20 protein-coding genes and 2 tRNA genes are annotated in these 23,325 nt (G+C 37.3%); 12 read left to right on the top strand and 10 right to left on the bottom strand.

Features of this window, described 5'->3' with window-relative positions; all coding sequences use genetic code 11:
* The first annotated feature begins 241 nt into the window (after nucleotides 1-241).
* Nucleotides 242-799, top strand: coding sequence for a hypothetical protein (locus tag ACP6L2_RS05805; RefSeq protein ID WP_440508332.1), 558 nt, complete (start codon nucleotides 242-244; stop codon nucleotides 797-799).
* A 345-nt stretch (nucleotides 800-1,144) separates the two neighbouring features.
* On the opposite strand, the gene ACP6L2_RS05800 is transcribed toward ACP6L2_RS05805, so the two are convergent.
* The 3 genes from ACP6L2_RS05800 to ACP6L2_RS05790 form a co-directional block, all read right to left on the bottom strand.
* On the bottom strand, nucleotides 1,145-1,762 hold the full coding sequence (locus ACP6L2_RS05800) for a DUF3267 domain-containing protein (protein ID WP_440508331.1): 618 nt from the start codon (nucleotides 1,760-1,762) through the stop codon (nucleotides 1,145-1,147).
* Between the two features lie 307 nt (nucleotides 1,763-2,069).
* Nucleotides 2,070-2,154: transfer RNA gene (locus tag ACP6L2_RS05795), tRNA-Leu, on the bottom strand.
* 5 nt (nucleotides 2,155-2,159) lie between these two features.
* A tRNA-Gly gene (locus tag ACP6L2_RS05790) sits at nucleotides 2,160-2,232 on the bottom strand.
* 170 nt (nucleotides 2,233-2,402) lie between these two features.
* Between ACP6L2_RS05790 and ACP6L2_RS05785 the strand changes: the two genes are divergently transcribed.
* The 4 genes from ACP6L2_RS05785 (at nucleotide 2,403) to trxA (ending at nucleotide 10,774) form a co-directional block, all read left to right on the top strand.
* On the top strand, nucleotides 2,403-4,586 hold the full coding sequence (locus ACP6L2_RS05785) for a glucoamylase family protein (RefSeq protein ID WP_440508330.1): 2,184 nt from the start codon (nucleotides 2,403-2,405) through the stop codon (nucleotides 4,584-4,586).
* Between the two features lie 60 nt (nucleotides 4,587-4,646).
* Nucleotides 4,647-5,165, top strand: a complete 519-nt coding sequence (locus tag ACP6L2_RS05780; protein WP_440508329.1) for an OmpA family protein — start codon at nucleotides 4,647-4,649, stop codon at nucleotides 5,163-5,165.
* A 768-nt stretch (nucleotides 5,166-5,933) separates the two neighbouring features.
* A complete protein-coding gene (gene dnaE, locus ACP6L2_RS05775; RefSeq protein WP_440508328.1) occupies nucleotides 5,934-10,355 on the top strand; it encodes a DNA polymerase III subunit alpha in 4,422 nt (1,473 codons plus the stop codon).
* A 101-nt stretch (nucleotides 10,356-10,456) separates the two neighbouring features.
* Nucleotides 10,457-10,774 (top strand): thioredoxin, encoded by a 318-nt coding sequence (gene trxA, locus ACP6L2_RS05770; protein ID WP_344674150.1) that lies wholly within the window; start codon nucleotides 10,457-10,459, stop codon nucleotides 10,772-10,774.
* Nucleotides 10,775-10,843: 69 nt separating this feature from the next.
* On the opposite strand, the gene ACP6L2_RS05765 is transcribed toward trxA, so the two are convergent.
* Both ACP6L2_RS05765 and ACP6L2_RS05760 read right to left on the bottom strand, forming a co-directional pair.
* Nucleotides 10,844-12,721: a TonB-dependent receptor plug domain-containing protein gene (locus tag ACP6L2_RS05765; protein WP_440508327.1), complete on the bottom strand. Its 1,878-nt coding sequence runs from the start codon at nucleotides 12,719-12,721 to the stop codon at nucleotides 10,844-10,846.
* 54 nt (nucleotides 12,722-12,775) lie between these two features.
* Nucleotides 12,776-13,606: a zinc dependent phospholipase C family protein gene (locus ACP6L2_RS05760; RefSeq protein ID WP_440508326.1), complete on the bottom strand. Its 831-nt coding sequence runs from the start codon at nucleotides 13,604-13,606 to the stop codon at nucleotides 12,776-12,778.
* A gap of 226 nt (nucleotides 13,607-13,832) precedes the next feature.
* Between ACP6L2_RS05760 and ACP6L2_RS05755 the strand changes: the two genes are divergently transcribed.
* From ACP6L2_RS05755 to ACP6L2_RS05745, 3 genes are read left to right on the top strand one after another with little or no spacing between them, the layout of a single operon-like run.
* A complete protein-coding gene (locus ACP6L2_RS05755) occupies nucleotides 13,833-14,822 on the top strand; it encodes a glycosyltransferase family protein (protein WP_440508325.1) in 990 nt (329 codons plus the stop codon).
* Nucleotides 14,822-15,508: an FKBP-type peptidyl-prolyl cis-trans isomerase gene (locus ACP6L2_RS05750; protein WP_440508324.1), complete on the top strand. Its 687-nt coding sequence runs from the start codon at nucleotides 14,822-14,824 to the stop codon at nucleotides 15,506-15,508. The genes ACP6L2_RS05755 and ACP6L2_RS05750 overlap by 1 nt, the downstream gene beginning before the upstream one ends.
* Nucleotides 15,486-16,394, top strand: a complete 909-nt coding sequence (locus ACP6L2_RS05745; RefSeq protein ID WP_440508323.1) for an aldo/keto reductase — start codon at nucleotides 15,486-15,488, stop codon at nucleotides 16,392-16,394. The genes ACP6L2_RS05750 and ACP6L2_RS05745 overlap by 23 nt, the downstream gene beginning before the upstream one ends.
* On the opposite strand, the gene kdsB is transcribed toward ACP6L2_RS05745, so the two are convergent.
* The 4 genes from kdsB to ACP6L2_RS05725 form a co-directional block, all read right to left on the bottom strand.
* On the bottom strand, nucleotides 16,391-17,131 hold the full coding sequence (gene kdsB / locus ACP6L2_RS05740) for a 3-deoxy-manno-octulosonate cytidylyltransferase (protein ID WP_440508322.1): 741 nt from the start codon (nucleotides 17,129-17,131) through the stop codon (nucleotides 16,391-16,393). The two genes, ACP6L2_RS05745 and kdsB, sit on opposite strands and share 4 nt — an antisense overlap.
* 45 nt (nucleotides 17,132-17,176) lie before the next feature.
* A complete protein-coding gene (locus tag ACP6L2_RS05735) occupies nucleotides 17,177-17,791 on the bottom strand; it encodes a deoxynucleoside kinase (RefSeq protein ID WP_344674159.1) in 615 nt (204 codons plus the stop codon).
* 6 nt (nucleotides 17,792-17,797) lie between these two features.
* Nucleotides 17,798-18,796, bottom strand: a complete 999-nt coding sequence (trpS, locus tag ACP6L2_RS05730; protein ID WP_440508321.1) for a tryptophan--tRNA ligase — start codon at nucleotides 18,794-18,796, stop codon at nucleotides 17,798-17,800.
* A 101-nt stretch (nucleotides 18,797-18,897) separates the two neighbouring features.
* The gene (locus ACP6L2_RS05725; RefSeq protein ID WP_440508320.1) at nucleotides 18,898-19,278 is read right to left on the bottom strand and encodes a hypothetical protein; all 381 of its coding nucleotides are present in this window, start codon (nucleotides 19,276-19,278) and stop codon (nucleotides 18,898-18,900) included.
* A 148-nt stretch (nucleotides 19,279-19,426) separates the two neighbouring features.
* Between ACP6L2_RS05725 and ACP6L2_RS05720 the strand changes: the two genes are divergently transcribed.
* Together ACP6L2_RS05720 and ACP6L2_RS05715 are read left to right on the top strand one after the other, a co-directional pair.
* Nucleotides 19,427-19,891 (top strand): hypothetical protein, encoded by a 465-nt coding sequence (locus tag ACP6L2_RS05720; RefSeq protein ID WP_440508319.1) that lies wholly within the window; start codon nucleotides 19,427-19,429, stop codon nucleotides 19,889-19,891.
* A gap of 62 nt (nucleotides 19,892-19,953) precedes the next feature.
* A complete protein-coding gene (locus ACP6L2_RS05715; RefSeq protein WP_440508318.1) occupies nucleotides 19,954-20,742 on the top strand; it encodes an SDR family oxidoreductase in 789 nt (262 codons plus the stop codon).
* A 32-nt stretch (nucleotides 20,743-20,774) separates the two neighbouring features.
* Here the strand turns inward: ACP6L2_RS05715 and ACP6L2_RS05710 are convergent, their stop codons facing one another.
* Nucleotides 20,775-21,650 (bottom strand): PPK2 family polyphosphate kinase, encoded by an 876-nt coding sequence (locus ACP6L2_RS05710; protein WP_440508317.1) that lies wholly within the window; start codon nucleotides 21,648-21,650, stop codon nucleotides 20,775-20,777.
* Nucleotides 21,651-21,996: 346 nt separating this feature from the next.
* Between ACP6L2_RS05710 and ACP6L2_RS05705 the strand changes: the two genes are divergently transcribed.
* Entirely contained in the window at nucleotides 21,997-22,599 is a 603-nt protein-coding gene (locus ACP6L2_RS05705) for a SatD family protein (protein ID WP_440508316.1), read from the top strand.
* Nucleotides 22,592-23,323, top strand: coding sequence for a DUF3307 domain-containing protein (locus ACP6L2_RS05700; RefSeq protein ID WP_440508315.1), 732 nt, complete (start codon nucleotides 22,592-22,594; stop codon nucleotides 23,321-23,323). The genes ACP6L2_RS05705 and ACP6L2_RS05700 overlap by 8 nt, the downstream gene beginning before the upstream one ends.
* The last annotated feature ends 2 nt before the right edge of the window (nucleotides 23,324-23,325 follow it).

Here is a 23,325-nt window from a genome sequence, read left to right as displayed (position 1 = left end):
TTGTGCAACAAATACATCGGCTTGGCGAAATGCGGGGTGATTACAAAATTGTACTTCTAGTCTATTTATCCTCCAAAAGCTGTTTGCTTTAGTTTTTTTGTTAAATTTACAATCAAGCTTACAGCTTCGGCTAAGTATCGGTCTGAATTGAATTTTCGCTCAATACATGCCATCACTATCGCCAAGCCGCAGCCCGTTATAGGTAATGTTATAACGACAGAAACTGACTATATAATCACTAATGACAAATAGCATTTTTAAGCTATTACGAAAGTTTAGAATTCCAAAAACGTTAAAACGAGTTTTGTATTTTCTAGGTGGATTTTTTTTAACTGCTGCTTGTTTTTTTGTTGCCTACTTGATGTTTCAAAATGGCTGTACAGACCTAAATAAAGTTGACAAATTTGAAGGAATAATTACTGAAAAAGGTATAACAACCCATCAAACTTCTACAAGCGGACATAATCGAACAACTTTGACTAAACAAGTATTCTACATTAAGCTCCAAGGACTGAACCAGAAACTGGCTGTTTATAATCCGCAACAGGATTACGGTTCCCTTGACAAAAGCTTAAATGTTGGCGATATGGTTAAGGTGTTTTACAATCACTCCAATTTAGTAGACAAATTAAACCTTGAGACTTTTCAAATCGAAAAGAACCAACATGAGATATTAAATAGTCAAGACTTTCAAGGACAAGAACGGATTGCTTTTTATATTGCATTTATAGGCGGTTTTGTACTTCTGTTTTTAACTTTTCTGCAGGACAGAAAATATAGGATGACTTATGGGAAATAAAGAAAGCAATCCCTTTACAAGCATTGGAAAACTGTACAAAGAAATCCATTTTATGAGTGAATACGATTAACTTAAATGACTATATGCTTCTACTACGATTCACAGAATAGTTGCAATAGCTTTTCACAATGAACCAACAACAAAAGAGCACCTAATCGACCATTTTATTACAACCGAAAAATAATCGACCTGAATATTTTCGTTGGGTAACAAGATTATAAATCATTTTATTTAACCTGAACACAGCAAGACGTATTAATCCTATTTGTATGTACTGTCTAGGTAGAAGTGTAGCCTTTCGATTTTCCCATTGCGCCAAAACGCTTAGTTATAAACAGTTATATATTATTTTTTTAGGAGGAAAAACGTTTCCCCTTTTTCTTTATCATCATATGTCACCATTCCCTTATTCGATGCCAAATAATTTAATAAGGTGAAATCTCCACTACAGAAAATATTATGAATAAATAAATATAACAAAGCTGTTAATTGAAATTCTACCGTCAAAAAAGGAAATGTTATTAGGGTACCTAATAATACGAGTGTAAATGGTAAAAGCGCTATAAATGAAAATTCAGATAAATTAGTTACAAATTTGTCAGCTATTGTTGCGAAATAGAATTTTTTAAAATTTGAAAAGAAAGACACCGATTTAGCTCCACAAATTTTATAAGCAAAATAATGTATTATTTCGTGTATAGGAATGAAAACTATTGCTAATACAATACCTAAAAACACGTAAATTATACAATTAATAATAGTAAGATCTTTAGTGATTAAATTCTTTGTTATTGTATAGGAAATTAAACCTAATGGACTTATTAGAAGGACCATGTATATGTAGAAAAACCATTTTTTGCTAAGTTTTAATTTATCATTCAGGAAATGATGTAATTCAGCGTGTGTTAATTTGTCTTTTATTAAATAGTTATTTTTTTCTAATTCAGAAGTTTCAATATTCATAAATCTAATTTATTATAGGCTCGGAGTGATTTTAATTTGCATCCAACATTTTTTCACGAAACTAAGATACTAAAAGCATCAAATTAGCAATTCGTAAAACAAATGGCAATCCTTTGATTAAAATTAAGAAAATATGAATGGGGTGGAAATGAAATTGATCTTTTTGGTTTATTGCAATACAAAAGATGAATCCTCTTGATAAAATAAACCTATTCTTTCACAAAATTCTTTTCACGCCCTAGGTCTATCTACTAAATACTCATTACTATATACTAAAAAAGCTCGACTATTGTCGAGCTTTTTTCCGTACCTAGGGCGGGAATCGAACCCGCACTCCCTTAACGGGAACAGGATTTTAAGTCCTGCGTGTCTACCAGTTCCACCACCTAGGCAACTGAGCGAAAGACGAGATTCGAACTCGCGACCCCAACCTTGGCAAGGTTGTGCTCTACCAACTGAGCTACTTTCGCTTGACGTGCTGCAAATATAGAGAGAAAACTCATTCTCTGGAAATAATTCTAACCAAAATTCTGCAATGTGCTTTATATCTGCGTAATAATTTTATCACGAAGCTTTAAAAACGCCTAATTCATGGCTTTTGGCACGAATTTTCCCTACTTTTGCAGTAAAATGCTTTGATATGCAACTTAGACTTTTATGCCTGCTGGTATTATTTTGCTTTTTCTCTAAATCATACGCAGAATCCTATCCTGAGGTAGTTTTTGACAATAGCTTGGTTAAAGGTAGTTATGCCCGAAGCTTTGTCGATTATTCCGGACAAAGTTGGGTGGAAAATGTACATCGGAATCTATTGGTCTCCGACTCCCTTTATTTCACACCAGGGAATGCCCTCTCTTTAAAATACATCTCCAATGATAATGGAGATTGGAATGTCAATATCCGTTATAGTCGTCAGAAATTCCTTTATCGTGTGTCGCCAAATGATGTATTGACCCTTAAAGTCTATGTTGGATCTGCTGAGACATCCCAAAAATTATTGCCTTCCATTTCCATACAGCAGGGAATGAATCAGACCATTAGCCTTTCTCTAGGAGATTATATTGAAGATTATAACCTCAATACCTGGCTCAATGTCCGTATTCCCGTAAAGGATTTCGCTGGATTTAATGCCGAGAAGTTAATCTCCGGAATTATTCTACGTCAACAAAATGCTAGCCCTGCAGTTCATCAGTTATTCTTAGATCAAATTGAATTCCTACCTGCTAAGTATTCTACTGCTGCATTAACATCATCTGCTGTTCTTTCAAAAGCTACAGCCTACGGTAAGCATATTGACCTGCAATGGCAGGTGCCCTTATCGCCTAATATTCGATATGTCAAAGTTTATCGTTCTTTCGATAATAAAGAATTTACACCAGTTGCTATTCGACCAACTTATATGTTGCGCTACTTGGATTTTGTACCGACGTTGGATAAAAAATATTACTATAAGATTGCCTGGGTAGATTACGATTATCGCGAATCTCCCTTTTCGGATGTTAAGGAAGTAGAATCTAAGGCAATTAGTGAGAATCAATTATTGGATTTGGTGGAATTGGCACATGTCAATTACTTCGTGGAGAATTTTGATATTAATTCCGGCATGTACACGCCATTCCGCATGAAGGAAAAAGCAACTGTATCTGTTCGAGAGACCGGTTCTGCACTTTTGAGTTTATTGGTGGGTGTAGAGAAAGGATTTATAAGCAAACCTTTGTTCATCAGTCGCGTTAAGCGAGTGGTTGAGTTTTTAGGCAAGGCTCAAAATAATAAGGGATTTTATCCGGCATTCTTTGATGGTCGTAAAGGTTTGCCTGAATACCTGAATGAACCGCCAAAGTACGATGTACAGGCAACGACATCCATTATTGAGGCCTTATTGATCGTTCGCCAATACCTAAAAGGCGATTCTCCTGAAGAAGCGAACTTACGATCTGAAATAACGAAATTATGGGATAGGGTAGATTGGACGGCTGCTGCTATGGCGGATGATCCTTTAGTGCTTAAATCGGCCATTGGGATGATTGATGGTTATATCAAAAAAGATCCTTTGACTGGTATAAATACAGGCTTAAACAGCTATATGCTAGCTGTGGCTTCCAAAAAATACAGTATTCCTGCTGTTGCTTTTTCCAATGCTCTTGCCTATACCTATAAACCCCTTAAAACAACATCTACTTTACAGAACCCAACCGATTCTGTTCAGCAAGTTGATTCTGTTCAACATGTGGGAGTCAAAGAAATAGGATCAATGCGAAGAAATGCAAGTGACTCCTTGATCAAAGTTTCTAGCCGATTTGATACGGTCATGTATGCGGTAAAAGTTCCATTTGGTCCAATAAATTCCAGCTTGCTAGAACTTTATCGACCGTTCCTGACTATCAACCCTTCCTTGGCAAAGGTTGGAGAGTACCAACTGAAGCAAATTGCAGAAAACTATACGCAAGTGGTAAAGCGCAGAGATAATGAGATAGGGGTAGGGACGACCAATTCGGATATCTGGGGATTTTATCAACACTTTAATACAGAGGGAAATTATCGAATTAATCCGGCAATTTCCATTAGCAGTATATTCTTAGATCAGGCAAGAGCAAAGCGATCCATCAATGCCCTATACAACCTTTATTCAGAGACTTTATTTTCGGAATATGGATTTAGATCATGGATGGATTTGCGCAGCGATGACGTGTCAGATGAATACCTGGCGATGAACCAGGCAAGTGTAGCCATCATGCTGGAAAATGTCCGGTCCGGACTTATTTGGAAGCTTTATCAAGGTATTCCTGAGATTCAGGCTGCCGAACAAAGAATTTTTAAGAAATAATAATCCCTTAGAATATCTTATATTTACGACAATTAACGAAACAAGCAATCTACAGAAAATATGAAGCAAATTAACTTTTTGACCCTTATTCTTTTAGCAAGTTTAACGTTGTTTTCTTGTAAACAACAGTCTATGGTAGTAAACCCAGGAGCTGTCGTTTCAAAAGATGGAACCAAAGATGGACTAAAGAATGTTAAACGTGAATTTGAAACGGCAACAGAAACCAATGAAGGTATTGTGGTTTCCTTATCTTCCGATTTATTGTTCAATATCAATTCATCTTATTTGACCGAAGGGGCAAAAAAAGAGTTGAGCAAATTAGTTAAGGTATTGAAAGCCGATAAAGCAAGTGCCAAAGTACGTGTGGATGGACATACTGATGCTACTGGTGAAGCAAATTACAACCAATGGCTTTCAGATAAACGTGCTGCTTCCGTGAAAACATTCCTAGTAGATGCGGGTATTTCAGAATCAAGAATTTCAACAAGGGGTTTAGGATTGACTAAACCAATTGCAGATAACAAAACACCAGAAGGACGTCAGAAAAATAGACGTGTAGAAGTGGTGATTTTGAATTAAGATAAATGTGTTTGAATATTTTGAGACGCGCAATTGGTTAAGACCAGTTGCGCGTTTCTCTTTCTTCCAGATGGTTGCGAACAGAGAAAATATAAATTAAAGAGCCAATTACTGGCAATAACCACACGATAAATACATTGATCAATCTAATAAAATTTTATTAGAATTAATCCAAAGGATTATTTATTTCTAAACCAAGGTTGGTAGTGTCATTAGCAACAAACCTATCCATGTAATACAGCACATTTTCTAATATACTTTCTTTAGTTTATCCTCCTTTCTATTTCTGATGTCTTTTGTCTGTTGTCTCATCGTCTCTCACAGGGGGTTTATTCGATACTCTAACGGATCTTCTTCGGAACTTGTTCGGAACTCCTTCGGATCTCGTTCGGTTCCGACCGAACGAGATCCGAATAAGATCCCTATCATATCCAAGGAAATTCCTTAGGGTTCTAAAACCAATCCATAACGAATATGGAAGGAAATAGGGTGAAAAGATGAAGATTAATAACGCAGCAATTTTACGAAATTAGAATTCAGTAGGATTACTAGTCTTTAATGTAAATATAGTTCCATATTCCAAGGAAAATTTTATTTATATTGATTTAGGGAGAAGATTAAAAACAAATCAAAATTTGATTTATAGGCTTTAAAAAAAGGATTTGCTTCATAATGATAGTAGTAGGTAGCGAGCTTGTCAAAAAATACAGGATTGGGTTTCTCTTAAGGAATTATTAAGTAAATTTGTTGGTTCAGAAGGGAAAGTATATGTATATAATTTTTGATACGGAGACGACGGGATTGCCAAAGCGATGGGATGCACCTATTACGGATACAGATAACTGGCCGCGGTGTATTCAGATTGCTTGGCAATTGCATGACGAGCTGGGGAAATTGATTGAGCATCAAGATTATCTGATTAAACCGGATGGATTTAACATTCCTTATGATTCTGAGAAAATTCACGGTATATCGACAGATTTGGCAACCGAGAAAGGGGTGCCGCTGGAAGATGTATTGCACAAATTTAATGAGGCATTAGGCAAGGCTAAATTTGTGGTAGGCCAAAATATTGGTTTTGACCTTAATATCATGGGAAGTGAGTTTTATCGGTATGGGGTGGATAGTCCAATGGGTAATATGCCAATATTGGATACCTGTACGGAAGTTACTGCTGAACTATTAAAATTGCCTGGAGGTCGAGGTGGGAAATTTAAACTGCCTACCTTAACAGAATTACACAGCTATCTTTTCGGTGTACCATTTGCCGAAGCGCATAATGCGACCGCCGATGTGGAAGCTACGACTCGCTGTTTCTTTGAGCTAGTTCGACGAGAAGTTTTTACTCCTGCAGAACTTCAGGTTGACACTGGTTATTTTGTTGATTTTAAACAAGCTAATCCTGACGTCATAGAGACTGTTGGATTAAAGCATATTAACCTAAAAGCTGCTTCTGATCGATTGAGGAATAATGAGGCAGTTGATGAGGATGATTTCGAAATTGACCCGGAGACGCTATTAAAGTTCCAAGAAGCAGAGTTTGCACATTTACATAACCACACGCAGTTCTCGGTACTTCAATCTACTATTTCCATTGATAACTTGGTACAGGCAGCAGCTAAGCAAAAAATGCCTGCAGTAGCCATGACCGACCATGGGAATATGATGGGAGCCTTCCACTTTGTAAGTAAAGTGTTGGGTTATAATAAAGAACAAGATGGAAAGGCCGAAGAAGCGAAGGAAAAAGGCGAGGAGTTTACTCCGCAGCACATCAAGCCTATAGTAGGTTGCGAATTTTTCATTTGTGAGGACCGTAAAGATAAAAGCAGAAAAGACAATGGTTATCAGGTTGTTTTTTTAGCAAAAAACAAGGCTGGGTATCATAATATGGCCAAAATGGCATCTATTGCCTATACTGAAGGGTTTTACTATGTACCACGTATTGATCGTTCCGTAGTAGAGCAATATAAAGATAACCTTATTGTATTAACTGGAAACTTAAACGGTGAAGTACCCAGCAAGGTGTTGAACATTGGTGAATCACAAGCTGAGGAAGCTTTAATCTGGTGGAAGGATTTATTTGCTGATGACCTTTATGTGGAAATCATGCGCCATGGTCAAGAAGATGAGAATCGGGTCAATCAAACTTTGATTGAATTGGCTAAAAAGCACAATGTAAAGATTGTTGCTACTAATAACACGTATTACGTCAATAAGACAGATGCCCATGCCCATGACATTCTATTATGTGTAAAGGATGGGGAGAAGCTATCCACACCAAAGGGTAGAGGACGTGGTTTCCGTTTCGGGATGCCAAATCAAGAGTACTATTTCAAGTCGACGGAAGAAATGAAAGAGGCTTTCGCCAATCTTCCGGAGGCGATTATCAATATTCAAGAGGTTCTGGATAAGATAGAGCCTTACTCCCTAAATCGAGACGTATTACTTCCAAAGTTTGAGATTCCTGAGGAGTTTCAATCTGAAGAGGATTTGGTAGATGGCGGTAAGCGTGGTGAGAATGCTTTCTTAAAGCATTTAACCTATGTTGGAGCTGAAAAGCGTTATGAAGAAGTTGATGATTCCATTATGGAGCGCTTAGACTTTGAATTGGCGACTATTGAAAAAACAGGTTATCCTGGTTATTTCTTAATTGTACAAGATTTCATTGCGGAGGCAAGAAAGATGGGGGTTTCAGTAGGACCGGGACGTGGTTCGGCGGCCGGATCAGCGGTAGCCTACTGCTTAGGAATCACCAATATTGACCCTATTAAGTACGATTTGCTTTTTGAGCGTTTCTTGAATCCTGACCGTGTTTCCATGCCTGATATTGATATTGACTTTGATGATGAGGGTCGTGGTCGTGTTATGCAGTATGTAATTGATAAATATGGCGCTTCACAGGTTGCTCAGATTATCACTTATGGTACCATGGCTGCTAAATCTTCGATTAAGGATACCGCACGTGTCTTGGATTTGCCCTTATCAGACGCAAATGAGATCGCTAAGTTAATTCCGAACCTCAAATTAAGCAAGATCTTCAATATGGAAGAGAAGGCTTTAAAAGAGGCTTTGAGAAGCGAGGAGTTGGAGGCTGTCAATAAGCTGAAGAACTTGGCGGACGGTGCAGGCTTGGAAGCCGAAACCATTAAGCAAGCTCGTTTATTGGAAGGATCTATGCGTAATACGGGGATACATGCCTGTGGTGTGATTATTACGCCAGATGATATTACGAATTTCGTTCCGGTTTCCTTAGCCAAGGATTCCGATTTATATGTTACCCAATTTGATAACTCCGTAGTTGAAAGTGCCGGATTACTTAAGATGGACTTCTTAGGTCTTAAGACCTTAACCCTGATCAAAGACACGGTAACCAATGTGAAACTACGCCATAATATTGATCTGGATCCAGATCGTTTCCCTATTGATGATGAGAAGACTTATGAGCTTTTCCAACGTGGGGAAACTGTAGGTATCTTCCAATATGAGTCGCCGGGTATGCAGAAATACATGAAGGAGTTGAAACCTACTGTATTCGCCGATTTAATTGCGATGAACGCACTTTATCGTCCGGGACCTATGGAATATATCCCTGCCTTCGTAAAACGTAAGCATGGTATTGAACCTATCACGTATGACCTGGATGCATGTGAGGAATACCTGAGTGAAACTTATGGAATTACCGTTTACCAGGAGCAGGTAATGCTTTTATCGCAGAAGTTAGCTGGATTCTCTAAGGGTGATGCCGACGTACTGCGTAAGGCTATGGGTAAGAAGCAAAAGGCCGTTCTAGATAAGATGAAGCCAAAATTTGTTGCTCAAGCTGAGGCGAATGGTCACGATGCGAAGGTACTTGAGAAGATTTGGACCGACTGGGAGGCATTTGCAAGTTATGCGTTTAACAAGTCGCACTCTACATGTTATGCATGGATTGCTTATCAAACGGCTTATTTGAAAGCTCATTACCCTGCAGAATATATGGCTGCGGTATTATCCAACAACATGAACGACATTAAGCAGGTAACTTTCTTCATGGAAGAATGTCGCCGAATGGGATTGCTAGTATTGGGACCAGATGTAAATGAGTCGCATTATAAGTTTACGGTAAATGATGATGGTGCGGTACGATTTGGAATGGGCGCTGTGAAGGGTGTAGGAGCAGGAGCCGTAGAAACCATTGTACAAAGCCGTGCAGATGGACCTTACAAATCTATCTTTGATCTTGCAAAACGTGTAGATCTAAGGATGATCAATAAGAAGGCATTTGAGAGTTTGGCTTATGCTGGTGGGTTTGATTCCTTTAATGATACACATCGTGCGCAATACTTCAGTTCAGATACCGATAACAGTACCGGACTAGAAAAAGCAATTAAGTTTGCGCATAAATTCCGAGAGAATGAGAATTCCGCTCAGGCAAGCTTATTTGGCTCAGGTGGAGCTGCAGAATTACCAGAACCGGTATTATCACCTACAACACCATGGGGCTTAATTGAGAAATTGAAATATGAAAAGGATGTCATCGGTATTTATTTAACCAGTCACCCTTTGGATAACTATAAGTTTGAAATCAAGCATTTCTGCGCCAATAAAGTTAGTGAGCTGCAGATGATCAATAAGATGAAGGCTTCTGAGGTTGATCCTGAAGTAGCCTTAGCGTTTAATCGCATCAAGAATAAGGAAGTGGTTATTGGAGGTATTGTACAGTCTGCAAATCATCGAGTGGCAAAATCTGGAAAACCATTTGGGTCATTTATTATTGAGGATTATTCTGACTCCTATGAGATTATGGTATTTGGTGAAGATTATGTGAAGTTTAAAGGGTATTTGCAGGAAGGATATTTTGTACAGATTCGAGGATTGGTTCAAGAGCGCTTTAAGCAAGTTGGCAACTGGGGCTTTGAATTGAAGAATATACAGCTACTTTCTGATTTACGGGAAAAGATGGCAAAGAGCTTCACCATTCAGTTTCCATTGCATGTATTGGATGCTGATTTTATACAGGAATTAGAGCGATTGATCAATTGTACTTCCGTGGAGGGACAGGAGGCAAATTGTCAATTGAAATTCAAAATAATGGATGTTCAGGATGAATTAAGTATAGAAATGCCGGTTAAAAGACGCAAGATATTCATTACAAATGAGTTTTTGGATGGGCTGGAAGAGATGGACGGTGTGAATTATAGATTAAATTGATAAGCTATAGAAATTTTGTTAAGTTCGTATAAATTGTAAAAGGTTTGTATTGTTTATATTTGTAAATACATACTTTTAATAAATCAAAAAATAAAGAGAATATGGCATTAGAAATTACAGACAGCAACTTTGAAGAAGTTGTATTAAAATCAGATAAACCAGTTTTAATTGATTTTTGGGCAGAGTGGTGTGGTCCTTGTCGTATGGTTGGACCATTGGTAGATGAAATTGCAACAGAATATGAAGGTAAAGCAGTTGTTGGAAAAGTAAATGTGGATAACAATCCAGATATTTCTGTTCGTTATGGTATCCGTAACATCCCTGCTTTGTTATTCTTCAAAAACGGTGAAATCGTAGACAAACAAATTGGTGCGGTGCCAAAATCCGTTTTAACTGAAAAATTAGAAAAACAAATGTAATCTCTCTAGGAGATGAAATAAAAAAGCTCGAATCACAAGATTCGAGCTTTTTTATTTTCTATGTAAGGGTTAAATCTTAGGGATGGCGTAGTGGATACCCAAACTAGACCATCTGCCAGGAAGAGGTACTGCACCAACTTCAATGTATTCGGCATCAAATGCATTTTGTAAATCAGCAAAGATGGAAAGGTTATTTCTTTTATAGGCCAATCTAAAGTCGGATATGAAATATGGCTTTCCTTTAGAACGTTCTTGATAACGATTTGCTGTACTAAATGACCATTCCTTGATTTGGTATTGCAAGGTTCCAATAACTTGATGTTCCAAACTTTCAATGCCATACTTAATGATCGTATTTGGATAATCATTGATGATGGAAGGGTTTAAGTAGGTATAATCTACTCTAACTTGAAAAAGCTGCTGATTTTGAAAAGCTGTCTGGTATTGGAAATTCGCTAACAGTCCGTGCGTTTTGTTATTGCCAAGATTGGTTGCCTGATAAGGAACATCTGTACTTTCACGAATCCAATCAATAAAATTCTGGATATCTCTGTAGAAGTAGCCAGCTTTTGCGCTAAAATGTTGGTTTTTGAAATTTACGCTAAAGTCATGTTGCCAAGAGTTCTCCGATATTAAGTCAGGATTACCAATATTACCAGGCTTCTGGTTAAGGTATAGGTCCGTAAAAGTAGGAATACGCTGACTAGAACCGGAACTGGCAGCTAAATGCCAATTTGGATTGATAATATAGCTTACATCAATTCCTGGGAAAATCTGCCAATCATAATCTGTATTGTAGTTGATATAGGCACCAGCATTAATGATAAAGTTTTCTAGTTGCGTGGTACGGAATTCCGTATAAGCACCAAAGTTATTGCGGTCATGCTTACCAATATTGGAACTGCTAATCTTTTCATGACGGCTCTCCAATCCCAAACCTAGATCACCATATTTGCTTTGGTATCGAGCATTTAATTCGGCAGATAGCGTATGTGTATAGTGTCTACTTCTAGCTTTGCTTAGATCGTTTCGGAAGTATCGATAATCGTCCTCATTATAGCGGTGGCTCAAGCGGGGACTCAAGTACCAGTTTGATCCCAAATCATGGCTTGATGCCAAACTATAGTGAACCGTTTCTACATGTTCTTCCGATTCTTTATCACCTGGAGCAGCATAATATCCATTTGCACCAAATTTATTGTTGATATAACCAGCCATCATTTGCAGACGATTATGCGAATTGAGGTTGATTTGGTTTTGGTAAAATACTTTAGCGTTTTCACTGGCTGTATTATAACGTTGTCCATTACTCTTTTCTTTGGTTAGGTAAAGTTGGTGCTGTTGGCTTTGTGCACTAAATGCACCGCCAACTTGGATTCCTTGACCGTAATAGATTCCATCCTTATCTTCTTCTTTTCTGTCTTTGAATGAAGAACCAGCATATACCTGCGCATAGGCATTGGAATGCTCTGCTTTTTTAGTGACAATATTAATTGCTCCAGTTAAGCCATTGATTCCATAAATGCGCGATGTAGGACCACGAAGGATTTCAATACGTTCAATTGCTTCCAGAGGGACTGGAATGTTCAACATGTGGTGACCCGTTTGAGGATCTGAAAACTTAATTCCATTCACCAACAATATGGTTTGATCAAAACTTCCACCATCAATGCCAATATCGGCTTGTGTGCCAAAAGGTCCGCGCTGACGAATATCAACACCTGCTGCATAACGCAGGACTTCATTAATACTGGTGCTAGGAAGTGCTTTTATGTCCTTTTGGGACAGAATTTGAATATTTCTACTGGATTGGCTTACCGGAATTTGAAGTCTGTTTTCTTGAATAAGAACTTCTTGAATTCGCGTGCTATCGCTAATGGATTGTTGGGCTAATAATACATTTGGAATACTGCTAAGAGCTAGCAATATCTTTATTGTAGGCTTCATATACGTTATAAATTTGCCAAATGTATGGAAATAAATTTAATTAATAGGTTTGTATTATTCATGCCATTCTTCACGACCTAAACTGGTTTTCCCTTTGTAGGGAATCGAATCTTGAAGGACAGAAATAGGTTTGCTTTTGGTTAAATCAGGTTGTCCTGCATCGATCCAAGCACTAAGCCATATCGAACCTATTGCTTGAACTGACATTCTTAGTCTATTTTCGACCATTCCATCTAATAAATCATGGTAATGATCAACATAGGTATCGGAATAATTATGTAGCGTTTGATTTCCTCTTACGATATAGGCCTTGTGCTGAATGGCGGGAACTTCTTTTCGGGTTTGTAGTTCCAATTCAAAGACAGAATCCAAAAGGCTATGACTTTTATTAATCGTTTTCCAAGCAAATGCCAGTACATCTGGTATATAAACTGCTTTTCCAACAAAAAGGTTATAAGTCGGAATATATTTTTCTGGGATACGAGTTTCCCATAAAGCATGAATGCCTATTTGGTTGGTAAATTGACCATTATAATTGCTGCTACTATGCAAGGGAACATGTGCATCCGCAAGGTAATGACCAATATCGGCTGAATGTTTAATAATCTTTTCACTGTCATGGTTATAAAATGCTTTTACTAATTTTCTGTATGTAATATCAATTTGCCAAGGAATGATCCCGAAAGACCATTTACGGATTAGGTTTTGTTTTTTTTCTAGCTTATACCAAGGAACTATGAGGGAGTCTTGTGGTAATTCCACTTTATCTAAATCCAAGAAATGTCTTTCGCTTTCAGCGGTGTCAATATAAACTCGCTTATCGGCATTTACCGCCATTTCACGGATATGATGAAGGTTGTTTTTGTAAAAAGGGATTAATTCCATAGGGAGGGTGTATATGGCAAATTCGTTTATTAGCTTATGTGCATGAAAGCCCCAGTTAGGAAAATGGCCACAATTCAATAAAATTATAAAAAGGAGTAGACTGTGTTTCATGTTGAATTACAATATATTAACGGAAAATAGGGAATTAATTCATGGAATGTTAATATTTAAACGTTTACTTATTCGTTGAATATTGTTAATTTGGGATATCAATTTATTGCGTTCAATGAAGATTCTATACGCTGTTCAAGGCACAGGAAATGGGCATTTATGTCGCGCCATTGATATTATTCCGAGCTTACGTAAGCATGCGGAAGTGGATGTAATCGTCAGCGGTATTCAAGCTGATATCAACTTACCATTCGAGGTTAAATACCGTTATCATGGATTAAGTTTCATTTTTGGGAAAACCGGAGGGGTGGACTTATGGAGAACTTTTATGAGTTCTACGGTTCGTAAATTCGTGAAGGAAGTGAATTCGGTTCCGGTCGATCAATACGATTTAGTAATCAATGATTTCGAGCCTATTTCAGCATGGGGATGTTATTTTAGAGAGAAGGCATGTATAGGTTTAAGCCATCAAATAGGTGCATTTGATCCTGCAAGTCCTAAGCCTGAGGAGACGGATATGCTGGGTAAGTTTATCATGAAGAATTATGCGCCAGCTACACATTCTTACGGCTTTCATTTTAAGTCCTATGCTTCTAATATCTTTACGCCTGTTATTCGTCAGGCGGTTCGCGAGTTAGAGCCAAAGGATCTTGGACATTATACCGTTTACTTGCCTTCCTATGATGATGCACATTTGTTGAAGCACTTATCTCGTTTTCCAGATGTCAAATGGGAGGTGTTTTCCAAGCATAATAAAAAACCTTTTAAACTGAAAAACGTGTCGATTAATCCGATTAATTCCGATGCTTTTGTACAGTCTATGGCTACCTCATCGGGGGTTTTATGTGGTGCGGGCTTTGAAACTCCCGCAGAAGCCTTATTTTTGCAGAAGAAGTTATTGGTTATACCTATGAAGAATCAATATGAGCAGCATTTAAATGCTGCATCATTGGAAGAGATAGGTGTACCTGTAATCAAAAGTTTAAAAAAGAAATCTGAGTTGGAAATCGAATCTTGGTTAAATGCCAAGGCGAGCGTGCGAGTAGATTATCCAGATTGTACAGATGATATTGTTGAGAAAATAATTGAAAATCATAAATCCTAATGAAAGTATACCTAAGCTTAATTGTATTAATTTTTGCTACTTCCTTTTGCCATGCACAGGGACTAAAAACCACGAATGACTCCTTATCCTATGCATTAGGGCAAGACTTAGCCTCTTACCTTAAGCGGATGGAAATCCCAATTAATTCAACTGTTCTAAGCCAAGCAATAAAGGATGTTTTAGATGGAAAGTCATTGGCCTTTACTGAATCTCAAAAAGAGAAAGTTATTCGTACAGGTATGGAACGCGTGACAAAAGAGAAAAATGATAAGCTGATTAAAGCTAGTGCAGATTTTTTACAGAAGAATAAACAAGTAGCAGGAATTAAAGAAACCCCTGAGGGAATACAATATCAAGTCATTAAAGTAGGAAATGGTCCACAGCCATCATTGGAAGACACCATTACTGTTCACTATAAAGGCATGTTGACAGATGGTACTACATTCGATAGTTCTTATGATCGAGGAGAACCAATAGAAATTACCTTGAATGAAATGATTGAAGGTTGGAAAATTGCTGTTCCTTTGATGAAAGAAGGTTCGAAGTATAAATTCTTTATTCCCTATAAATTGGGTTACGGAGAACGAGCAAGCGGTCCTATACCTGCTTACAGTACCTTGGTTTTTGAAGTGGAACTGTTAAAAGTGAAGAAAGTTGCTACTAATGAAACAAAACAAACTCTTTAAGGGTGATTTAACCGTCTCTGAAGTTGGTCTTGGTGCGATGTCCCTTATGCAAGGGCATGACCGAACCAATACTTATATTCTAGATAAAGCCTTGGAGCTGGGTGTTAATTATTTGGATACATCGGACCTGTATGATAAGGGAGAAAATGAAGCTTTATTAGGAAGGCTGATTCAATCCAAAAGAAACGAATGGAAGCTGGCTTCTAAAGTTGGTAATCGTTGGAAAGATGATGGTTCAGGTTGGGATTGGGTTCCGTCAAAAGACTATATCATAAAAGCTGTTGAGGGTAGCTTAAAACGCCTGAATACGGATTATCTCGACTTGTATCAACTACATGGAGGAACCATAGAAGATCCTTTTGATGAAATTGTAGAAGCTTTCGATCTTCTAAAGCAACAAGGGAAGATCTTAAATTATGGGATTTCATCCATTCGTCCTAATGTGTTCATTAAATATGCGTCAGCTAGTCAAATGGTTTCCAATATGATGCAGTACAGCTTGTTGGATCGTCGACCAGAAGCTTATTTTAAGCAATTGGAGCAATACGCTATTTCTATCTTTGCACGTGGCACCGTTGCACAAGGTTTAATGCTGACTAAGGCTGCGCAAAAATACCTCAGCATATCCATTCATGATGTGGTTAAAATACAGAAGGTACTAAAAGAAACAGCAAAGGATTTAGGGGTTTCTACTTTGGCCATGGCCTTAAAATATCCCTTATTGCATGAACCAGTAGTTTGTTCGGTATTAGGTATACGGAGTCGGGAACAAATCAATGATTTAGCTGATGCTATCAAAGATATGATTAGACTTAGTTTAGCAGATTATCAGCCGATTATGGATTTATTGCCAAAAGTGGATTATCACGATCATCTTTTGCCTTAGGAAAAGTATTTCTTCAAGATATATTGTAAATCTTCAGGCGTATCAATTGCTTCGTTTAGATGATTGGAAATGGCAGTCTTAATTTGATATCCATTATCTATCCATCTAAGTTGTTCCAAAGATTCTGCAAGTTCAAGTTTAGAAACCGGTAGTTTGCTGATTTCTTTGAGGATTTCAGTACGATATCCGTATATACCAATGTGGTTATAATAATCCATTTCCTTTAACCAATCGCGCATATCTTTTCCTCGAAAATAGGGGATAGCTTGTCTGGAGAAATAAACAGCTTCTTGTTTGTTGTTGATAACGACCTTGGGTTTATTCGTGTTTTCAAGGTCTTGGAGCTGTTCAATTTTACGGATTAAGGTTGCGATCTGTGTATTTTCCTGTTGAAAGCAAGAAACCAGAAGGTCTATCTGCTGCGGATCTATGAAAGGTTCATCACCTTGGATATTAATAGCAACATCAAATCCCGACACCTTGTTAATGATTTCGGCACAACGGTCAGTTCCAGATTGATGCTCTTTACTGGTCATTAAAACATTCCCAGCAAAGCTTTGTACATGTTCAAAAATTCGTTGATCATCCGTAGCCACAACTACTTCAGAAAGCGATGCAGCATGTTTTACTTGGTTGTAAACCCTTTGTATCATAGTCATTCCATTGATGTCTACTAAAGGTTTTCCAGGGAAACGAGTTGAATCGTAGCGAGCTGGTATAATTCCAATTACTTTCATAGTATAAAAATAAAAAAAGCCGATGAAATCGGCTTTGGAGTTTCTTTAAAAAAGTCCGAATAATTCGGCTTCGATTTTCTGGATAATTGTTCCTAAGTCTTCTTTATTATTGGCAAAATCTAAATTATCCTTATCCAGGACTAGAAGTTTACCATCTGTATAATTACCAATCCATTTCTCATACTTTTCATTCAATTTGGATAAGTAATCTAAGCGGATTCCAGATTCATAATCACGACCACGTTTTTGGATGTTATTTACCAAAGTTGGTACAGATGCTTTTAAGTATATAAGCAGATCTGGTGGCTTAATATAATGAATGATGCTTTGGAAAATATCGCTATAGTTTTCGAAATCACGGGCACTCATAAGTCCCATATCGTACAGGTTTTCAGCAAATATATATGCATCCTCGTAGATAGTACGATCTTGGATCATATTGATGCCTCTATTTTGAAGGTCTACGATATGACGGAACCTGCTGTTCAAAAAGAATATTTGCAGATTAAATGCCCAACGTTTCATATCACTATAGAAATCTTCCAAATAAGGGTTGTTTTCTACAGCTTCAAATTGAGGTTCAAAGTTTAAATGTTTGGCCAACATTTCCGTTAATGTGGTCTTCCCAGCACCGATATTTCCAACAATTGCTATATGCATATTCGATTAGTATAGTTTGTTTAGACCAATGATCTCTCTTACTTCTTTAATGGTTTTCTGTGCACTTGCTGCAGCTTTTTCAGCACCAAGTTTCAATGCCTTAGCAATATATGCATCGTCCTTACTGATTTCTTCAATTCTTGAACGAACATCATTAGTCGCCAATACCATATCTTCTGCTAATTGCTTTTTAAAATCACCATAACGGATTTCACATTTGTTATAAAGCTCGTCAAAGTGTGTTAAAGTATCTGCAGTTGAAACGACTTTCATCAAATCAAACAGGTTTTGTACAGCTTCAGGTTTCTCTTGGTTTTGTTCAGTTGGACCTGCATCTGTAACAGCACGCATAATCTTTTTGCGGATTACATCTGCTGGATCAGCTAAATAAATACAATCTGCCTCACCATTAGATTTACCCATTTTCCCTTGACCGCTAAGACCTGGAATCTTAATTAATTTGTCTGAATACGTAAATGCAAAAGACTCCTTGAAGTAGTCTACATTGTATAATCTGTTAAAACGATTACCAAAGGTTCTGGTCATTTCCAAGTGCTGTTCTTGATCTTTACCAACAGGAACTTTAGTTCCATGGTGAATCAAGATATCACAAGCCATCAATACAGGATATGTTAATAGACCTGCATTGACATTATCTGGGTTTGCACGTACTTTGTCCTTAAAAGCAGTTGAACGTTCAAGTTCGCCCAAGTAAGCATTCATGTTCATGTACAGGTATAGTTCAGCAACTTCTGGAACATCAGATTGCACATAAATAGTTGACTTTTCTGGGTCTAAACCAGCAGCTAAATATTCTACGACTACATTCCGAACCGTATGGGTTAAATCCTGTGGGGTCGGGTGTGTCGTTAAGGAGTGAAGGTCGGCTATAAAAAAGAAGCAGTTATACTCGTCTTGCATTTTGACGAAGTTTTTTAATGCTCCATAATAGTTTCCAAGGTGTAATTTTCCGGTACTTCTAATACCACTAACAACGGTTTCCATATAACGGCAAAGATAGCAAATATTAGGAAAAAACGATGCTGATAACCTTTAGAATAATCCGCTTTAGCTGGTTTAGATGAACAAATTGTTCAATATGGGTATTAGTAGATTTGTGGATGCTCCAGCAGGTCTGTTACATAACCTAAAACTTCGGCCTCCGAATTGCCATCCTCTAACATTGAAAAGGTCAAATACGCTGCGTAGATTTCAGAAGAAAACAACACATGTTTATCCGAAACGATGGCATCAATAACACCTTCACGAACATCAATTCCTAAATGTTCAATTTCATTGTGCAAATTAATGGCAATGGAGTCATGGTCTTCTCCAGAAGCAAAACCAACAATGATGTGCAAAATCAACTTATCAAATAGTTCAGGAGCCATGTTTTTGAACTTATTGGCATAAAGTTCTGCGTCAAAACGACCCTTAGCACTACAGACAATTTTGTCCCATATCAGGTACTCTGTTTTCGTTTGCATAATAAGAAGTTTATAAATTGTTAACGTAAATATAACGTATTTTTTTTATAAAAGGTATAGGCATTCTCCTTGATTTTTAGCCTTTTTAACAAAACTTTCTCCGTTCTATTGGGTTTTTAGAGTAGTAATTGATTTAATACACGATAACATGAACACATCAACTAATAACGAAGACAAAAACAAAAAAGAAGAAGACAAAGTTAGAAATAGAACCGGTTCTATTGATGATCACTCCCCAATTGAAGATGAAGAATCTGTCGATGAACAAGGTCCAAGTGATCCCCAAGATTTGGCTTATAATGAGGAAGAGGATAGCTATGAATTGGATGTTCAGGATAATGATCCCGACTGGGACCACCCTATGGACTATGACACGATAAGTGAAGGGGCGCAGGACGATGATTCTACATATGATGATTCCAATCCTTATGTAGGAGAGGAGTATGCAGATAAAGAGGAGCTTGCTAATGAGGAGCTAGGAGACAACAACATGCATATAAGCGATGATCGGATTTTAAAGGTTTCCAAACTAGATGAAGACCTTTCGCATAATGCGGAAGATGATCGAGATGACTTAGACGAAGAGGGCTATCCGAAAAATGAAGAAGAATAGGTTGATTCTAGGTTTTTCTTGTGCTTAGGACTGCTTATCTTTAGGGCTTAAACTAGAAATTTATGTTAATTGATCTAAGCGGGAAAAAGGCTTTAGTTGGAGGTGCTAGTGATGGCATTGGTAAAGGTATTGCTATAGAGTTGGCATCTGCAGGAGCAGAGGTTTATTTGATGTCTCGGAATGAAGAAAAGTTAATTGCGGCATTGCAAGAATTGGATACATCCAAAGGGCAGAAGCATGGTTATTTAACAACTGATTTTACAGATTTCACTCTTCATCAACAAAAAATATCGGAATTCTTTTCACAGCATCAAATAGATATTCTCGTCAACAATACGAATGGTCCTCAAGCAGGTGATGTATTGTCCAAGGGACTTTCAGATTACCAATTGGCCTTTGATCTTTTATTTAAAAATGCGGTAATGGCTACGGAGCTTTGCTTAGGTCATATGAAATCCCAAGGTTTTGGTCGCATTATCAACGTTTCTTCATTAACAGTCAAGGAACCTCTGGATAATCTGGTTTTATCAAACAGTATGCGAATAGCCTTGGTGAGTTGGAGTAAATCGCTATCCGTGGCTGTTGCTCCTTATGGTATCACCGTTAATACGGTTTTGACCGGCTATTTTGATACTGCAAGATTGCGGAGTTTAATGGAAATGCAAAGTAAATCTGAAGGAGTTTCTATGTCTGATATAGAAGAGAGAAGGAAAGCAAGCATTCCTGTTAAGCGTCTGGGACTTCCAGCGGAATATGGTTTTCTTGTTACATTTTTAGCTTCAGATTACGCCGCTTATTTGAATGGAGCAAGCATTCCACTTGATGGAGGTTTATCCAAAGTGGTCTTTTAATATCATTTAAAATAAAGAAGAACAGTTGGAGTTTATTCGGACTCCAACTGTTCTTTATACTTTCGTTTATGTTCTTCGATTTCTGCGGGCATCTCTGGATATTGGATATCCTTGTATTGCGATAAAATCTCCAATATGATATTAGCAACCAAATATCGACTTACGGCTTTACTGTCTGATGGGATTATAAACCAAGGAGCATGTTTTTTATTGGTATTTAGAATAGCATTTTCGTAGCAGTCCATGTATTGTGACCATAATGCTCTTTCTTTTAAGTCCCCAGGTGAGAATTTCCAATTCTTTTTGTCCTCCTCCAATCTGCTCAATAACCTGTTTCTTTGTTCGTCTTTGCCCAAATGAAGGAAGAACTTCATTACGATCATTCCATTCTCTGTAATTCTTTTTTCAAAATTATTGATTTGCTCAAATCGCATTTTCCAAAAATCCTTTGGTAAGTTATTCGGGTCTTCAACACCAGGAATATGTTCATTGAGTAAATATTCAGGGTGAACGCGGGTAACTAATACATTCTCGTAATGGGTTCTGTTGAAAACCGTGAATTTTCCTTTTTCTGGTAGTTTTATTTCATGACGCCAAAGATAATCATGCTGTAACTCTTCTTCCGATGGGGTCTTGAAACTTTCTACAACTACACCGCGAACATTGATTGCTTTAAATACTTCTCGAATTAAGGAGTCTTTTCCAGCTGTGTCCATGCCTTGCAGACAAATTAAAACACTATAGCGGTCATGAGCGTACATTTTATCTTGTAGTTCCGCAATCTCTTTTCGAATATCCTTCAGGGCCTTTTTCGCCTCATCATCACTGATGTTTCCGTCATAGCTTGTAGAATACTCGGATAGTTTAAATTTATTTTTTGCCGTTAGCTTTTTAGAATAATTTGTCATATTGATTGTTTTTCTATTCCCAATTTACTTATTTTTCGATTTGAATCAAATTTCTTGCAAGGCTGTATTCTCTTTTTAAAGTAGGGTACTTTTTGCTTATTTCTTGATTTATATGCTGGATTAAAATGTTAATATCATTGTTTCTTATGATAATTGATAATATAATCGTTTTCCGTTATATTTTAAAATATCACTGTTTTTAGTTATATTTCGGATTATCATTGTTTTCAGTTATATTTGTTAATACATTAAATCTATAGTAATTGTTTTATAGCAGTCAATTGTTTTGACAGAGCCAAATAGGTTCACGCAGGAACATGGACTATAAATATGAGAAAGGCGCCTTATGAAAAACCATATAATCATAACAGGAGATGTGATCAACTCCAGGGCACAGGATATCGATAATTGGATGCCGAGATTAGAAGCAAGTTTAAAAAGATATTCCATTCGACACGACATCTATCGGGGGGATAGCTTTCAAGCAGAGATGAAATTGGAGGATGTATTTCAAGCTATATTTCATTTGAAAGCATCCTTAAGAATGTTTGAGCCTAATGATGTTCGAGTAGGAATTGGTTTTGGAGACATCAGCTATGAGGATCCAGATATCAAGAAATCATCGGGGTCAGCATTTGTTTATTCGGGCGAATCGTTTGATCAATTAGGTAGAGAAACACTCTCATTTAAATCTGATTATCCTGAATTAGATGCGCAATTAAACTTGATTTTAAGCCTAGCAAGTACCATAACTGACCAGTGGAAAGTGGGGGCAGCTGAGATGGTTCAAGTGGCACTTGAAAATCCTAATGCGACACAAAAGGAATTATTGGAAATATCTGGAAGAAAACATCAAAGTCAGGTTAGTTTACATCTGTCCAAAGCGCATTATAATAAAATCCTTCAAGTGATTCAGTACTGTACTAAAGAACTCAAGAAATATGCTTAGTCTATTGTTAATGTTGTTGGCTCATATATTGGGCGATTTTGTTTTTCAGCCCAAGTCTTGGGTGGAAAAAAGAAAAGACCATATCCAATATCTATTTTATCACATTGCAGTTCATGCTGGTTTATTAATTCTATTTTTTAGTACGGATTTAGACAATAATTGGAAAAACATACTTTTTCTGACCGCCATACATTTGGCATTGGATGCAGGTAAAATATTTTGGGAAAAGAGATGGAAGGTTAATCCTGTTCGCATATTTTTAATTGATCAGGTGCTGCATTTGGCAAGTATCTTTGGTTTATTCTTTTTCCTTAATCCGGAAGTGTTTGATCAGGTAAAAGCGAGTCTGTCTAGCCAACACTTGTTATTATACCTGATTGCTATCGTCCTTCAAATATTCGTAGTTCCCATTGTAATTCGAGTGTATTTTACGAAGTGGAACGGTGAAGTAGAATTCAATAACAAGCGAAAAGACAGCTTATTTGATGCAGGGACATTGATAGGGATCTTGGAACGAATCATGATTTTAAGTTTTGTTATGCTTAACTTTATGGAAGGGATAGGCTTTTTATTAGCTGCAAAGTCCATTTTTCGATTTGGCGATTTAAGCAATGCCAGGGATACGAAATTTACAGAATACGTCCTTATTGGGACCTTGTTAAGTTTTGTCTTGGGTACTTTAGTTGCTTTAGCCTTGAAGTATAGTTTAACCTTAATAACCTAAAA

Origin of the sequence: Sphingobacterium lactis (assembly GCF_051951495.1) — a bacterium.
GTDB classification, from domain to species: Bacteria; Bacteroidota; Bacteroidia; order Sphingobacteriales; family Sphingobacteriaceae; genus Sphingobacterium; species Sphingobacterium lactis_A.
This window is presented reverse-complemented; position numbering and strand designations above follow the sequence as displayed.